This window comes from Nonomuraea sp. NPDC050790, from assembly GCF_044456745.1.
Classification (GTDB): Bacteria; Actinomycetota; Actinomycetes; order Streptosporangiales; family Streptosporangiaceae; genus Nonomuraea.
This window is the reverse complement of the sequence record NZ_JBITGF010000004.1, coordinates 311,664-326,058: the sequence shown is the minus strand read 5'-3', so window position 1 is coordinate 326,058 and position 14,395 is coordinate 311,664. Positions and strand designations below refer to the sequence as shown.

The following is a 14,395-nucleotide window of genomic DNA, read 5'->3' as shown; positions in this document are numbered from 1 at the left end:
TGACCACAGACAAGGACTTGGCATGACGTCATGGGTGAGCTCGCGGAACACCGAGAGTTCCACGCTGGCCGGGCTTGCCGACGCCGTGCTGCAACCCGGATTCAAGGGCACGACCCTGCCCGATTGGGTCCGTAAACGCCTTGCGACCGGCTTAGGCGGCATCGCCCTCTATTCGCGAAATTTGGTTGAAAACGGACAGATAGCGGCACTTACGGCGGCAATCCGGGCGGAGAACCCGGATGTGATCCTCGCGCTCGACGAGGAGGGCGGTGACGTCACCCGCCTGGAGGCGTTCACCGGCAGCTCGCGGCCCGGCAACCTGGCGCTCGGCGCCGCCGACGACCCCGTGCTGACCCAGGGGGTCGCCAACGGCATCGGACGCGACCTCGCGCGCGCGGGCGTGAACCTCAACTACGCGCCCGTCGTGGACATCGACGCCGGCCTCGACAACCCCGTGGTCGGCACCCGCGCGTTCGGCGCCGACCCCGAACTCGTCGCCCGGCACGCCGCGGCCTGGGTCACCGGCCTGCAGGCGGCGGGCGTGGCCGGATGCGCCAAGCACTTCCCCGGCCACGGCGCCACGGCCGTCGACTCCCACGACGCGCTGCCGACCGTCGAGCTGTCCGCCGAGGAGCTCGCCGTCACCGCCCTGGTGCCCTACCGCTCCGTCATCGCCGCGGGCGTCAAGGCGATCATGACGGGACACCTGCTGGTGCCCGCCTACGACGCCGACGCCCCCGCCACGGTCAGCGGGCCCATCATGATGCGGCTGCTGCGCGAGGAGCTGGGCTTCGACGGACTGATCGTCACCGACGGGATCGAGATGCCCGCCGTCTCGGCCGAGTACGGGCTCGGGGGCACCGCCGTACGGGCCCTGGCGGCCGGAGCCGACGCGCTCTGCGTGGGCGGAGAGAACGCCACGCCCGGCGTGGTCGGGCTGCTGCGCAACAGCATCATGGCCGCCGTCGCCGACGGCACGCTGCCCGAGGAGCGGCTGGCCGAGGCCGCCGCACGTGTCCGTGCCGTCTCGGCGTGGGCCGCCCGCCACCGCGACCCGTTCCCCCGGCTGCCCGGCGACGACGGCGCGGAGGCCGCCGCGCGGCGCGCGCTGCGCCTGACCGTCCGGCGTCCGCCCTCGGGCTCGGGACCGCCGCACGTGATCGAGCTGGACGCCCCCACCAACCTCGCCGTCGACCCGGTCACCCCCTGGGGGATCGGCCTCCCGCTGTCGCGCCTGCTGCCCGGCGCCACCGCGGTACGGCTGAGCGCCCCGGACACCGGCGAACTGGACGCGGCGGTCGAAGCGGGCGCCGGGCGCCCCTTGGTGATCGTCCTCAGGACCGCCTACCGGCACGCCCACCTGACCGGCGCGGTCGACCGCGTGCTGGCCCGCGTCCCCGACGCCGTCGTGGCCGAGCTCGGCGTGCCCGGCGAGCAGGTGCCCGGCGCGGCCCATCTGGCGACCTTCGGCGGCACCACGCTGTGCTGCGAGATCGCGGCGGAGGCGCTGGCGAAGCTGCTCAGGAGCTGAGCAGCTCCTCCCTGGCCTGGTCGAGCGCGGCCAGCACGGCGCCGCGCAGCACCGGGTTCTGCTCCATCGTGCTGGTGACCACCTGCGGGCGGACGGGGCAGATGCGCGCCACCGCCTCCTCCACCCGCGAGGTCAGGGCCGCGCCGCCCGCGTGGCCCACCTCGCCGGCCAGGACCACCAGCCCCGGGTCGAGGATCACGCACACGGCCGCCACGCCGAGGGCCAGGCGGTGGGCCAGTTCGTCGAGCAGGGCGTCGCCGCGCTCCCCCGCCGCCACGGCCACCTTGACCGCCTCGCCGGCCGAGGCAGCGGCGAAGCCGTACCCCTGGGCGAGCTCGGCGACCACCTCGGCGCTGACGAGCGACTGCAGGCCGCCCGCGAGCGTCGGCAGGCGGCCGGGCACGGCGCGGATGTCCTGGGGCAGCGGCACGCCGGGCACGGCGAGGTAGCCGATCTCGCCCGCGCTGCCCGAGCGGCCGCGGTGGAGCTTGCCGCCGAGCATGACCGCGAGGCCGAGGCCGCGGCTGGCCCACAGCAGCACGAAGTCGTCGATGCCCTGCGCGGCGCCGTCGGAGCGCTCGGCGATGGCGGCGAGGTTGACGTCGTTCTCGATCGTCACCTCGCGCCTGAGGTCGCCGGCCAGCGCCTCGTGGATGCCTTCGTGCCAGCCGGGCAGGTCGAAGGAGAAGCGCACGTCGCCGCTGCGCGGGTCGACCACGCCGGGGGTGCCGATCACGACGCCGCGCAGCCTGGCCAGGCTGACCTTCGCGCTGCGGCAGGCCTTGACGATCGCGCCGTGCACGACCGGCACGGGGTCGTCGTGGCCGTTGGGGTCGACGCTGACCTCCGCCACCGTGCGCCCGTGGATGTCGGCGATCACCGTGGAGATGAGCTCGGGCCCGACCTCCAGCCCCGCCACGAACGCACTGGAGGAGACCACCGAGTAAAGGGCGGCGTTGGGCCCGCGCCCGCCACCCTGCGTGCCGACGACCTCGACCAGCCCACGCTCCTCCAGCCTGGAGAGCGTCTGTGAGGCCGTCACCTTGGACAGGCCCGTCAGATCGCCGATCTGGCCCCGCGTCATGGGACCGGTGGCCAGCAACAGGTCGAGAGCGGCCCGGTCGTTGATCTCTCGCAGCAACCTGGGCACACCAGGACGTCGCTCCACGCTGTATCCCACCGTCATTCAGTCAAGGTTGTTGGAAGTTTAGCGCTCCAGCTCTTGCGAATCATCGCAGGCGAACACGAGGATGCCTCATGCCCCTCCCCCGCGGCCCGCTCCTCCTCGCGCTCGGCGTCACTTTGCTGTTCGATGTCCTGCGTGTCTTCCTGCCCTCGCTGATCACGCTTTTCGGCCGCGCGGGCGAGACGCCACCCGAGCTGATGGGCCTCTACGCGGCCGCATGGTTCATTCTGCCCTTCCTCGCCGCTCTGGTCAGGCCGCGATGGGCGCTCGCGGGCGGCGCGCTCGCGCTCGTGCTGGCCCGCTTGCTGCTGCAGGCGGAGTTCTCGCAGCTCTACGTCGCCTCCGCGGGCGTCAGCGCCGGCCTCGTCTTCCTGTACGGCAGCGCCCGCACCATGCCCAGGACCTGGGCCGCCCCCGGGATCATGGGCGGCCTCGCGCTGTCGTTCACCGTCCACTTCCTGCTGGACGGCGTGGACCTGGTCTGGCGCGAGGGCCCGCTCCCCTGGCTGGCGAGCGCCACGCTGTGCGCCGTCTTCCTGGCCCTGACCTGGGGCTTCCGCCCACCGCCCGAGGCCGATCCCGCCCCGTGGTCGGTGTGGTTCCTGGCGGGTCCCGTGATGCTGGTCGCCGGCATGTCGGCCACCGCGCAGCGCACCGACGCCGGGCCGGGCGCGGGCTGGCTGTGGGTGGTGCCGGTGGTGCTGGCGTTCGTCTTCTCCCCCTACCTGGCCACCCGGCCGCCCCGCTCCACATCGAGCGCGATCGGGTTCGGCGTGTTGTGCGCGGCGGGCGCGGCGTTCCTGCAGCCGTGGGCGGTCGTGGTCGGCGCCGCCGTCCTGATGGCGGTGCCCGGCGGGGCCGCCAGACGGCCAGGCGCGGCGTTGCTGGGCGGCGGGCTGGTGTTCTTCCTGGGGCTGTTCGCCTACTACGCCGCCTATGACATGAACCTGGGCTTCCCCAACCGGCTCGTGCCGGTCGCGGCGGGACTGCTGATCGCCGGGGTGGGCCTGTCGGCGTACTTCCGCCACCGGCCGCCCTCCTACGACCTGGGCCGGATCTGGCCGCTGACGGCCGGCGCGCTCGTGGTGGCGCTGCTGGTCGGTGCGGCGGCCTACCAACCGGCGGCAGCCGTACGGGCGAAGGAAGGCGACACGTTCACGCTCATCGCCTACAACATCCGCATGGGCTTCGACCTCGACGGCCGGCTCTCGCTCGACCGGATCGCCGCGTGGGCCGGCGCGCAGGAGCCCGACGTGGTCCTGCTCAGCGAGGTGGACCGGGGCTGGCTGCTCAACGGCGGCCACGACGACCTGGCCCGCATCGCCCGCCGCCTCGGCATGAACTACTACTTCGCCCCGGCCGCCGACGAACTGTGGGGCGACGCCGTTCTGACCAGCCTCCCGATCCAGCCGCCGGTCTCGCACCGGCTCGGCCGGCACGACTACCCCACCGGCGCCCAGGCCCAGACGTTCGTGGTCGAGGTGGGCGGCAAGGAGGTGGGCATCGTCAACACCCACCTGCAGGCGCCGGAGGGCCAGGCGCCCGAGGTGGCGGCGATCGTGCGCGACCTGCGCGCGGGCGGGCGGCCAGTGGTGCTGGCCGGGGATCTCAACCTCCGGCACGGCGACCCCGGCCTGCGCGTGCTGGAGTCGGCCGGCCTGTCCGACCCGCTGGTCGCGCTCGGCGACCCGCCCACCTCGCCGGCCGACGCACCCAAGGAACGCATCGACCACGTGCTCGTCAGCGAGGGTGTCACGGTCGTCTCAGCCACGGTGCCGCGCCTGCGCTACTCCGACCACCTGCCCGTTTTGGCGCTCCTGCGCATAACCAGTGTTGACCACCAGGGATAATCGACAACATGCGCCTTTCCGCTCGTGTCGACTACGCCCTCCGTGCCGCCGCCGAACTCGCCGCGGCCGGCGCCGGCCCCACCACCGTGGGCGAGCTCGCCAAGGAGCAGGACATGCCGCCCAAGTACCTGGAGAACATCCTGCTCCAGATGCGGCGCGCCGGGCTGGTGCGCGGCCAGCGCGGCCCTGAGGGCGGCTACGTCCTGGCTCGTCCGGCGGGTGAGATCAGCCTCGCCGACGTCATCAGGGCCGTCGACGGCCCGCTCGCCAACGTGCGGGGCGAGCGCCCCGAGCACGTCGGCTACCGCGGGCCCGCCGAGTCGCTGCAGGCCGTCTGGATCGCGCTGCGCGCCACCGAGCGCGCGATCCTCGAAGAGGTGACGCTCGACCACGTAGCCACCGGCGCGCTGCCCGAGCGGGTGCGCCAGCTAGCCGCCGACCCCGCCGCCTGGGACTGATCCGGGGACCGGCTGACCGCCGCGGGCCGCCGCCCACAGCAGGAGCAGCGCGGCCACCTCGACGACCGCCGCGGCCGCGGGGAGCACGGCGGTGCCCCACGCCTCCAGCAGCAGGCCGCCGAGCGCGCCGCCGCCGGACACGCCCACGTAGACCGCGCTGCTGTTGAGCGCGAGCGCCTGGGGGCCGGCCGTACCGGCCAGGGCCAGCAGCCGCGTCTGGGCCGGTGGCGGGATCCACCACGACACGCCCGCCCAGACCGCCAGCAGCGGCAGCAGCGCGAGCAGCGGCACCGGCCGCACGAACCAGCAGGCGGTGAAGGCCGCCATCACGGCCGTGAAGCCGCCGACGCCCGCCAGCAGAGCCCGGTCGGCGCCCCATTTGTCGGCCGCCCGGCCGCCGAGCTGACCGCCGGCGAGCCCGGCCACCCCGGCCAGTACGAAGATCCAGCCCAGCTCCGCCGCCGACACCCCGGCGAGGTCGCGCAGGTAGGGGGCCAGGTAGGTGAGCACCATCATGCTGCCCATGACGATCGCGACGATGCCCAGCACCCCGAGCAGCACCGGCCGCCGGGCCAGCGGGCGCAGCCGCTCGCCGATCGGCATCGCCGCCACCGGCGGCAGTTCGGGCAGCGTCCAGCGTACGGCCAGCAGCGCGACGACGCCGAGCGCGCCGCCGAGCCCGAACGTGGCCTGCCAGCCGAAGGCGCCGCCGACCCAGGTCCCGATCGGCACGCCCAGCGCGAGCGAGCCGGTCAGCCCGCCCATGACCAGGGCCAGGTACCGCCCGCGGCGTCCCTCGGGCGCGAGCGCGGTGGCGATCGCGTAGGCGGCGGGCACGACCGCGGCGGCGGCCAGCGCGGCCAGCACCCGCCAGCCCATGAGCAGCGCATAGGAGTCGGTGAACGCCGCGGCCCAGTTGGCGGCGACGAACACCAGCAGCGCCCCGGTGACCAGGCCCCTGCGCGGCCAGCGCGCGGTCACCACCGAGGCCACCGGCGCCCCGATCGCGAAGGCCAGCGAGAACACGGTCACCAACTGTCCGGCCGCCGCCTCACTGACCCCGAGGTCGGCGGCGATGGCGGGCAGCACACCGGCGATGACGTAGTCGTCGGTGGCGAAGGCGAACGTGGTGAACATCAGCGCGAACAACCACGCGGGCATGACTCTCCCCTCGATAAAGGTAACACTCGTTACCCATATAAGGTAACGAGTGTCACCCCACCGCCGTCAAAGGGAAATCCGGATGGCCAGGACGCCCGACCCGCAGCGCCGCTCCGAGCTGCTCGACCAGATCGTCGACTACCTCGCCGACCACGGCCTGTCCACGCTGTCCATGCGGCCGCTGGCCGAGCACCTCGGCAAGTCCACCCGGGTGCTCACCCACCACTTCTCCGGCAAGGAGGAACTCCTGTCGGCCACCATGCGCCGCCTCGACGAGCGCCACCGGGCCTGGCTGCGCTCCCTGCCCGGCTGGCAGGGCGGCGAGAGCGTCGGCACGATCGTCCGCCGCACCTGGGACTGGCAGCTACGCGAGGAGAACCTGCCCGTCGCCCGCCTCATCCACGAGATCGAGGGCCTGGTCGCGGGCGGGCGCCTGGCCGGGCACGTGCCGGAACTGCTATCGGACCGCTCCGCCTTCGTGGCCGACCTGCTGCGCGAGCGGGGCGTACCGGAGAAGGACGCGCGGCGCATCTCCACGCTGGTCAACTCCGCCTACACCGGCCTGCAGATCGACTTCCTGACCACCGGCGAGCGCGAGCGCGTGGAGGGCGCGCTCGACCAGCTCACCGCGATGCTGGACGAGTGGGTGGCCGAGCATGCCCGAGGGTGACGCCGTCTACCGCACCGCCACGCGGCTGCGCGCCGCGCTCGACGGGCGCGTGCTGACCCGCACGGACTTCCGCGTGCCACGCCACGCCACCGCGGACCTGTCCGGCCGCACGGTCCTCACCACGGCCTCGTACGGCAAGCACCTGCTCACCAGGATCGAAGGCGGCCTGACCGTCCACACGCACCTGCGCATGGACGGGAGCTGGCGGATCATGGAGCCGGGCCGCCGCCTGCCACCCGGCGACCAGGTACGCCTCGTGCTGGCCAACGCAGAACACCAGGCCGTGGGCCTCAAGCTGGGCATGGTGGACCTGGTCAAGGACGAGCGCGAGGTCATCGGGCACCTGGGCCCCGACCTGCTCGGAGAGGGATGGGACGCCGCGGAGGCGGTCCGCCGGCTGCGCGCGGACCCGGGCAGGAGCATCGGCGAGGCGCTGCTGGACCAGCGCAACCTCGCGGGCATCGGGACGATCTACCGGGCCGAGACGCTCTTCCTGCGCGGCGTGTGGCCCTGGCGGAAGGTCGGCGAGATCGAGAATCTGGACAGCCTGGTCTCGCTGGCGCAGCGCCTGCTGGACGCCAACAAGGTGCACGCGGGCACGGTGACCACAGGCGACCGCCGTCCGGGCAACCAGACGTGGGTCTACGGCAGGGCAGGGCGGCCCTGTCGCCGATGCGGCACCCGCATCAGCCGCGGGGAGATGGGGGCACAGCCACAGGAACGCCTGATCCTGTGGTGTGGGAACTGCCAGCCGCGCTAGGCGGCCACCATGTCCTTCACCTCGGGGAACACCGAATCGGAGATGGAACCGGGAACCGACTCGGAAAGCGGCAGACGCTCGTGCTCGGGCGCGTCGGCGAGAACCGGAGCGGCCTGGAGCTCGGCCAGCGCGAACTGGTCGGACACCTCACGCAGCACCTGCGACAACGGCACCCCGAGGGCGCCGCAGATCGAGGCGAGCAGCTCCGACGACGCTTCCTTCTGCCCACGCTCGACCTCGGACAGGTATCCGAGCGAGACACGCGCGAGCGTCGACACCTCACGAAGGGTGCGACCCTGCCGCACCCGCAGCCGCCGCAGCACGTCACCGAGCAGCTGACGCAGCAGAATCATCTGTCGCTCCCTCCCCGGCGTGGATGTCGGCACCACGCCTCGCGCGATCGGACTCTTCTTCTTGGCTTCGTACATACTCCTCGCCGTCATCATCGGGCGTCGCCGCCGCGTCGCACGTGGTTCGTCAGGCCCGCCGGCCGGGCGCTCAATGCTTGCTGATGGCTCACGGACCTCACTCACAGCTCCACCGTACCCGTATCCACCGACACCGCGTCAGACCGTGCTTGGCATGTTCGCTGGGGACGTAACACGGTAATCACCCGGAATGTTCCCCATTGCTCCGCTTCAGCACACCTGCGAGGAGATCGACAGCCTCGTCCACCGTCCTTACCCGGATCTCCTCACGCGACCCTCCTCGCCCCAGATTTCGCCGCCAAACCTGGTCACCAGGTCCGCTCACGGCGATGTGCACGGTGCCCACGGGCTTGCCGTCCTGCGGATCGGGTCCGGCCACTCCGGTGACGGCCAGGCCGTAGGTGGCACCGCACAGCTTCGCCGCCCCCCGCGCCATCGCCGCCGCCACCTCGGGGTGCACCGCCCCCTCCCGCCGCAGCAGATCCTCCGGTACGGCCAGCAGCGCGTGCTTCAGATCCGTGGCATACGCGATCACCCCGCCACGGAACGCCCTGGAGGCCCCCGGCACACCGGTGAACGCGGAACCCAGCAGCCCGCCGGTCAGCGACTCGGCCACGGCCAGGGTCGCCGAGCGGCGTACCAGGAGATCGAGAGCCTCCGCCGCGCGCGCACTGCTCACTCGCCGCGCACCTGCCTGGCCACGCGCCGCAGCCGGACCGCGCGGAAGACGTAGTCGACGCCCGTGCCCACGGTGACCAGCACCGCCGCCCCCATGACCACCCAGCGCACCGGGTCGGAACCCCACGGCAGGATGTACAGGACGATCGCGGCGATCTGCAGGACCGTCTTGACCTTGCCGCCGTAGCTGGCCGGGATGACCGCGTGGCGCAGCAGCACCAGCCGCAACAGCGTGACGCCGAGCTCGCGGCCGAGGATCACGATCGTGACCCACCAGCCCAGCTCGCCCAGCACCGACAGGCTCACCAGCGCCGCCCCGGTCAGCGCCTTGTCGGCGATCGGGTCGGCGATCTTGCCGAAGTCGGTGATCAGGCCGTAGCGCCTGGCCAGCTCGCCGTCGAGATGGTCGGTGATCGAGGCCACCGCGAACACCCCGAGCGCGGCCAGCCGCCAGCCCGTGCCGGGCAGGAAGAGGCAGACGACGAAGAAGGGGACGAGCACCATCCGGACGACCGTGAGAACGTTGGCGATGTTCCAGGGGCTGACCACCCGGCGCTCGTCCTTCGTCACGACCCGGCCTCCGGTGCGGGGAACGCCGGATGTTCTGGACGCCAGAGGCCGGCGGGCCGCACGCTCATGGACCGGCCTTGATCCGCGCGATCAGGTCGACCCCCTCGGCGTCGACCGCGACCGCGCGCACGATCTGGCCCGGCACCAGGCCGATGCCCTGCACGGTCACCGAGCCGTCCACCTCGGGGCCCTGGTGCGCCGCGCGGCCCTCGTAGCCGCCGTCGCCGAGGTCCTCCTCGATGAGCACGTCGAGCTCGGTGCCGATGCGCTCCTCCGCGCGCTGCGCGGTCAGCTCCTCGGCCAGCTCGGTCAGCATCCGCACCCGCTCGTCGACGACGTCCTGGCCGAGCTTGCCCGGCAGCGAGGCGGCCTCGGTGCCGTCCTCGTCGGAGTAGCCGAAGACGCCGATCACGTCGAGCCTGGCCGCCTCCAGGAAGCCGACCAGCTCGCCGAACTCCTCCTCGGTCTCGCCGGGGAAGCCCACGATGAAGTTGGAGCGCACGCCCGCCTCCGGCGCCTTGGCGCGCACGGCGTCCAGCAGCTCCAGGAAGCGCTTGGGGTCGCCGAAGCGGCGCATCCTGCGCAGCACCGAGCCGCTGGCGTGCTGGAAGGACAGGTCGAAGTAGGGCGCGACGCCCTCGGTGCCGGCGAGCACGTCGATCAGGCCGGGACGCAGCTCGGCAGGCTGCAGGTAGCTGGCCCGCACCCGCTCGATGCCCTCGGTCGCGGCCAGCTTGGGCAGCAGCTTCTCCAGCGCCCGCAGGTCGCCGAGGTCCTTGCCGTAGGACGTGGAGTTCTCGCTCACGAGCACCAGCTCGCGCACTCCGCGATGGGCCAGCCAGTCGGCCTCGGCCAGCAGCTCCTCCGGGTCGCGCGAGACGTAGGCGCCGCGGAAGGCCGGGATCGCGCAGAACGTGCAGCGGCGGTCGCAGCCGGAGGCGAGCTTCAGCGAGGCGACCGGGCTCTCGTCGAGCCGCCTGCGCAGCACCCTCGGCCCGCTGGCCGGAGCCAGCCCCTCGGGCAGGTCGCCGTGACCGGGAATGGCGGACTTGGGCGCGCTGGCACGATCTACCGGCGAGATGGGCAGCAGGGTACGGCGGTCGCGTGGCGTGTGCGGCGTCAGCGGCCGGCCGTCGAGCACGTCGTCGAGGCGCTCCCCGATCTCGGCGTAGTCGTCGAAGGAGATGACCGCGCTCGCCTCGGGCAGCGCCTCGGCCAGCTCCTTGCCATAGCGCTCGGCCATGCACCCGGCCGCGACCACCTTCGCGCCGGAGTCGGCGGCGGCCAGCAGCGTGTCGATCGAGTCCTTCTTCGCAGAATCGATGAAGCCGCACGTGTTGACGACGACGACGTCGGGGTCGTCGTCACCGAGCTGCCAACCGGCAGCCTCGATGCGCGCGGCGAGCTCCTCGGAGTCGACCTCGTTGCGCGCGCAGCCCAGGGTGATCAGCGATACGGACTTTGACATGGTGAACACTACGGTATCGGGAGTTGGCCACTACCTTCACCGTGGCCGGGGTGCTGATGGCCCGAACGAGCGCCGCACCCTCTCCCCGCTGCCGCCCGGCTGGCCCAGATCCTTGCCGTTGACCTGCAGCAAGACCGCTCCGGCATCGCCGAAGAGCAGCTTCATCTGAGTCGGCGCCCGCCACGTCGAGCTCTTGCCCGCCGCCAGCGTCCCGGCGAACAGCTTGCGTCCCTTCGCGTCCCGCACGTTCAGATAGGACGAACGCTTGGCCTGCACCCGCACCACGACGAGATCCTTCATCACCGGCGCCGCCTTCTTCGGCGCCGGCGGCGGCGGCTCGGTGAACGGCGTGTTGGGCGGCACGCTGGGCACGGCCGAGACCGGTGTGACGTCGGCCACCCTGGTCTCCCCCGAGCCACCCATCACCCGCACGACCCCGAACACCACCACGATCGCCAGCGCCACCCCCAGCGCCATCGTCCAGTTGGGCCCGCGCCGCTCGCGCAGCTTCACCCGGCGGTCGGCCTGGAAGATCGTGGCCGCCCGCACCGGCATCGGCACGCCGCCATGGTGCTCGTCGTAGAGATGGACCATGGCCTCCGGGTCGAGGCCGACCGCCCTGGAGATCGCCTTGATGTGCCCCCTGGCATAGAAGTCGCCCCCGCACAGGGAGAAGTCATCGCGTTCTATCGCGTAGATCAGGGCCTCGCGCACGCGCGTGGTCGCGCTGAGCTGGCCGACCGTCAGTCCCGATTGCCGCCTGGCCGCAGCCAGCGCGGACCCGATGCTCTGCTCCTGCACGGCAAACGCCTCCCCGCCCCCGACGTTGCGTAGTGGTCCATATTCAACCAGTAATCGCCGGGCGGGGAAGCATCGGGGTCACTCGCCGCGCAGGTCGGCCAGCAAACCGGCGAGTTCGTCGGGTTTCACCATGACCTCGCGGGCCTTGGAACCCTCGCTCGGGCCGACCACGTTGCGGCTTTCGAGCAGGTCCATGAGCCGCCCGGCCTTGGCGAAGCCGACACGCAGCTTGCGCTGCAGCATCGAGGTCGAGCCGAACTGCGTGGTGACGATCAGCTCGGCCGCCTGCAGCAGCAGGTCGAGGTCGTCGCCGATGTCCTCGTCGATCTCCTTCTTGACCGCCACCGCGGCCACGTCGTCGCGGTACTCCGCCTGCATCTGCCCCTTGCAGTGCTCGACGATCTCCGCGATCTCCTTCTCGGAGACGAACGCGTTCTGGATGCGGATCGGCTTGCTGGCGCCCATCGGCAGGAACAGCGCGTCACCCTGGCCGACGAGCTTGTCGGCGCCCGGCTGGTCGAGGATGACCCGCGAGTCGGTGAGGCTGGAGACGGCGAAGGCGAGCCTGGAGGGCACGTTGGCCTTGATCAGACCGGTCACGACGTCCACCGAGGGCCGCTGGGTGGCGATCACCAGGTGGATCCCGGCCGCGCGGGCGAGCTGGGTGATGCGGACGATGGAGTCCTCGACGTCGCGCGGGGCGACCATCATGAGGTCGGCCAGCTCGTCCACGATCACCAGCAGGTACGGGTAGGGCTGGTAGACGCGCTCGCTGCCCGGCGGCGGCTGCAGCTTGCCCGCCCGCACCGCCTTGTTGAACTCGTCCACGTGCCGGAAGCCGCTGGCCGCCAGGTCGTCGTAGCGGCGGTCCATCTCGCCCACGACCCATTCGAGGGCCTCCGCGGCCTTCTTGGGGTTCGTGATGATCGGGGTGATCAGGTGGGGGATGCCCTCGTAGACGCTCAGCTCCACCCGCTTGGGGTCCACGAGCACCATGCGGACCTCGTCCGGGGTGGCGCGCATGAGGATGCTCGTGATCAGCCCGTTCACGCAGACGGACTTGCCCGCGCCGGTCGCGCCCGCGATGAGCAGGTGCGGCATCTTGGCGAGGTTGGCCACGATCGTGCGGCCCTCGACGTCCTTGCCCAGTCCCACGATCATCGGGTGGTGGTCGGCCTGCGCCACCTGGGCCCGCAGGACGTCGCCGAGCGCGACGAGGTCCTTGTCCGCGTTGGGAATCTCGACCCCGATCGCCGACTTACCCGGGATCGGCGACAAGATCCTGACATCCGCCGATTTAACGGCATAAGCGATGTTTTTGGTGAGGGCGGTGACTTTTTCCACCTTCACCGCGGGCCCGAGCTCGATCTCGTACCGCGTCACCGTCGGACCCCGCGTGAAGCCCATCACCTGCGCGTCGATCGTGAACTGCTCCAGCACGCTGGTCAGCGCGTTGACCACGACGGTGTTCGCCTTGGTCTGCGGCTTGGGCGCCGAGCCCGGCTTGAGGCTCTGAAGATCGGGAAGCTGGTACGGCCCGGCCTGCGGCGACAGGACCAGTTGCTCCACCTTGCGCGGGGCGGGACTCGGCTCCGGCGGCTCCGGCCTGCGGGCCTCCGGCGCGGGCGTCGGCTCCTCCTCGTCGGTGAGCCCCGGCACGATCTCCGGCGAATGGTCGCCGCGGCCCTCCTTCTCCTTCTCCTTGAGCACCGGCGTGTCGTAGGGCTTGACCAGGTCGCCGCCCTCCGGCTCGCCCGGCTTCTTCGCCCTGGTCCGCTTCTTGCCCGCCTCGCCGGGCTGCGCGGGGCCGTGCCGTTCGAAAAGAAGGTGTTTGAGCTCGGCCAGCCGTTCGGGAATGCGGTGGACCGGCGTGGCCGTGATCACCAGCACGCCGAACCCCGACAGGATCAGCAGCAGCGGGATCGTGATGAACGGCGGCAGGATGCTGTGCGGCGGCGCCGACACGATGAACCCGATGATGCCGCCCGCCTCCGACACCTTGTCCATGCCGTCGGTCTTGGTCCCCGAGGGGTACGGCACGCCGTTCGCGACGTGGATGACGCCCAGGATGCCGATGAGCAGCGCGCTCCACCCGATCACCATGCGGCCGGTGTCGGCGTTCTGGTCGGGGTGGCGCAGGAACCGCCAGGCCAGCAGCCCGAGCAGCAACGGCAGCGCCCAGGCCAGCGACCCGAACACCCCGTGGACCACCGCGTTCACCACGTCGGAGACCGCGCCCCTGGCGTCGCGCCACGTCATGGCGGCCAGCACGATCGCCCCGGCCAGCACCGCCAGCCCCACGCCGTCGCGCCGATGGGCCGGATCGAGCTCACGGGCACTGGAGCCGAGCGCGCGGGCGGCACTGCCGATGCCGTTGGCCAGCAACATCCACAGCCCGACGATCAGCTTGCCGATCATCGTGAAGACCCAGCTGATGGGGTCCTGGTGGGTCACGGACGACTTGCGGGCCGAGCCCGTCCCCTTCGCCTTGGGGCGTCCCGCCGACGCGGACGTCCGCTTGGCGGGGGTCGCCCGGGACGAGTTCGACCGCTTCGCCGGCCCCTTCGGTGCGCTTTTCGGCGTACGGGTGGCCATGATGCCAAAGCTACGTCCCCAACCCCCGCCATGGCACACAGGCTCGCCGACACCGCCCCAAATATCCCCACCCCCACCCGTCCCACCCCTTACATCCCCCACCCCCGCCCGCTCCGGTCCGGCCCACCCCCGCCGCCCCACCCACCCCCGCCGCCCCACCCCATTTCCACCGCCGCCTTGACCCACCCGCACCGCCGCCCTGGCCCCCCTGCACCGCCACCCTGACCCACCCGCACCGC

Annotated in this window: 13 protein-coding genes; 5 read left to right on the top strand and 8 right to left on the bottom strand. The window is 72.1% G+C overall.

Going from position 1 to position 14,395, the window contains the following annotated elements; genetic code table 11:
* Window positions 1–22: 22 nt before the first annotated feature.
* Window positions 23–1,531 carry a glycoside hydrolase family 3 protein gene (locus ACIBEJ_RS21905; RefSeq protein ID WP_397184612.1) on the top strand — a complete coding sequence of 503 codons (1,509 nt, stop codon included), beginning with the start codon at window positions 23–25 and terminating at the stop codon, window positions 1,529–1,531.
* Here the strand turns inward: ACIBEJ_RS21905 and ACIBEJ_RS21900 are convergent.
* The gene (locus ACIBEJ_RS21900; protein ID WP_397185277.1) at window positions 1,521–2,699 is read right to left on the bottom strand and encodes an ROK family protein; all 1,179 of its coding nucleotides are present in this window, start codon (window positions 2,697–2,699) and stop codon (window positions 1,521–1,523) included. The genes ACIBEJ_RS21905 and ACIBEJ_RS21900 overlap by 11 nt on opposite strands.
* 89 nt (window positions 2,700–2,788) lie before the next feature.
* Here ACIBEJ_RS21900 and ACIBEJ_RS21895 point away from each other — a divergent pair, with 89 nt between their 5' ends.
* Window positions 2,789–4,567 carry an endonuclease/exonuclease/phosphatase family protein gene (locus ACIBEJ_RS21895; RefSeq protein ID WP_397184611.1) on the top strand — a complete coding sequence of 593 codons (1,779 nt, stop codon included), beginning with the start codon at window positions 2,789–2,791 and terminating at the stop codon, window positions 4,565–4,567.
* Between the two features lie 8 nt (window positions 4,568–4,575).
* Complete coding sequence (locus tag ACIBEJ_RS21890; RefSeq protein WP_397184610.1) at window positions 4,576–5,025, top strand: RrF2 family transcriptional regulator; 450 nt, start codon at window positions 4,576–4,578, stop codon at window positions 5,023–5,025.
* Here ACIBEJ_RS21890 and ACIBEJ_RS21885 read toward each other — a convergent pair.
* Window positions 4,996–6,186: an MFS transporter gene (locus tag ACIBEJ_RS21885; RefSeq protein ID WP_397184609.1), complete on the bottom strand. Its 1,191-nt coding sequence runs from the start codon at window positions 6,184–6,186 to the stop codon at window positions 4,996–4,998. The two genes, ACIBEJ_RS21890 and ACIBEJ_RS21885, sit on opposite strands and share 30 nt — an antisense overlap.
* A gap of 82 nt (window positions 6,187–6,268) precedes the next feature.
* Between ACIBEJ_RS21885 and ACIBEJ_RS21880 the strand changes: the two genes are divergently transcribed.
* Window positions 6,269–6,856 (top strand): TetR/AcrR family transcriptional regulator, encoded by a 588-nt coding sequence (locus ACIBEJ_RS21880; protein ID WP_397184608.1) that lies wholly within the window; start codon window positions 6,269–6,271, stop codon window positions 6,854–6,856.
* Window positions 6,843–7,616, top strand: coding sequence for a DNA-formamidopyrimidine glycosylase family protein (locus ACIBEJ_RS21875; RefSeq protein ID WP_397184607.1), 774 nt, complete (start codon window positions 6,843–6,845; stop codon window positions 7,614–7,616). The genes ACIBEJ_RS21880 and ACIBEJ_RS21875 overlap by 14 nt, the downstream gene beginning before the upstream one ends.
* On the opposite strand, the gene ACIBEJ_RS21870 is transcribed toward ACIBEJ_RS21875, so the two are convergent.
* The 6 genes from ACIBEJ_RS21870 to ACIBEJ_RS21845 form a co-directional block, all read right to left on the bottom strand.
* Complete coding sequence (locus ACIBEJ_RS21870; RefSeq protein ID WP_184966807.1) at window positions 7,613–7,969, bottom strand: helix-turn-helix domain-containing protein; 357 nt, start codon at window positions 7,967–7,969, stop codon at window positions 7,613–7,615. The genes ACIBEJ_RS21875 and ACIBEJ_RS21870 overlap by 4 nt on opposite strands.
* A gap of 256 nt (window positions 7,970–8,225) precedes the next feature.
* Window positions 8,226–8,723: a CinA family protein gene (locus ACIBEJ_RS21865; RefSeq protein WP_397184606.1), complete on the bottom strand. Its 498-nt coding sequence runs from the start codon at window positions 8,721–8,723 to the stop codon at window positions 8,226–8,228.
* Window positions 8,720–9,292: a CDP-diacylglycerol--glycerol-3-phosphate 3-phosphatidyltransferase gene (pgsA, locus tag ACIBEJ_RS21860; protein ID WP_397184605.1), complete on the bottom strand. Its 573-nt coding sequence runs from the start codon at window positions 9,290–9,292 to the stop codon at window positions 8,720–8,722. The genes ACIBEJ_RS21865 and pgsA overlap by 4 nt, the downstream gene beginning before the upstream one ends.
* Window positions 9,293–9,356: 64 nt before the next feature.
* A complete protein-coding gene (gene rimO / locus ACIBEJ_RS21855; RefSeq protein WP_397184604.1) occupies window positions 9,357–10,760 on the bottom strand; it encodes a 30S ribosomal protein S12 methylthiotransferase RimO in 1,404 nt (467 codons plus the stop codon).
* Between the two features lie 36 nt (window positions 10,761–10,796).
* A complete protein-coding gene (locus ACIBEJ_RS21850) occupies window positions 10,797–11,561 on the bottom strand; it encodes a helix-turn-helix domain-containing protein (protein ID WP_397184603.1) in 765 nt (254 codons plus the stop codon).
* Between the two features lie 78 nt (window positions 11,562–11,639).
* Window positions 11,640–14,156, bottom strand: coding sequence for a DNA translocase FtsK (locus tag ACIBEJ_RS21845; protein ID WP_397184602.1), 2,517 nt, complete (start codon window positions 14,154–14,156; stop codon window positions 11,640–11,642).
* Window positions 14,157–14,395: the final 239 nt, after the last annotated feature.

Coding starts and splice junctions, on each gene's coding strand:
- ACIBEJ_RS21905 (WP_397184612.1), top strand. CDS start 23: ATGACGTCATGGGTGAGCTCGCGGAACACCGAGAGTTCCACGCTGGCC.
- ACIBEJ_RS21895 (WP_397184611.1), top strand. CDS start 2,789: ATGCCCCTCCCCCGCGGCCCGCTCCTCCTCGCGCTCGGCGTCACTTTG.
- ACIBEJ_RS21890 (WP_397184610.1), top strand. CDS start 4,576: ATGCGCCTTTCCGCTCGTGTCGACTACGCCCTCCGTGCCGCCGCCGAA.
- ACIBEJ_RS21885 (WP_397184609.1), bottom strand. CDS start 6,186: ATGCCCGCGTGGTTGTTCGCGCTGATGTTCACCACGTTCGCCTTCGCC.
- ACIBEJ_RS21880 (WP_397184608.1), top strand. CDS start 6,269: ATGGCCAGGACGCCCGACCCGCAGCGCCGCTCCGAGCTGCTCGACCAG.
- ACIBEJ_RS21875 (WP_397184607.1), top strand. CDS start 6,843: ATGCCCGAGGGTGACGCCGTCTACCGCACCGCCACGCGGCTGCGCGCC.
- ACIBEJ_RS21870 (WP_184966807.1), bottom strand. CDS start 7,969: ATGATTCTGCTGCGTCAGCTGCTCGGTGACGTGCTGCGGCGGCTGCGG.
- rimO (WP_397184604.1), bottom strand. CDS start 10,760: ATGTCAAAGTCCGTATCGCTGATCACCCTGGGCTGCGCGCGCAACGAG.
- ACIBEJ_RS21845 (WP_397184602.1), bottom strand. CDS start 14,156: ATGGCCACCCGTACGCCGAAAAGCGCACCGAAGGGGCCGGCGAAGCGG.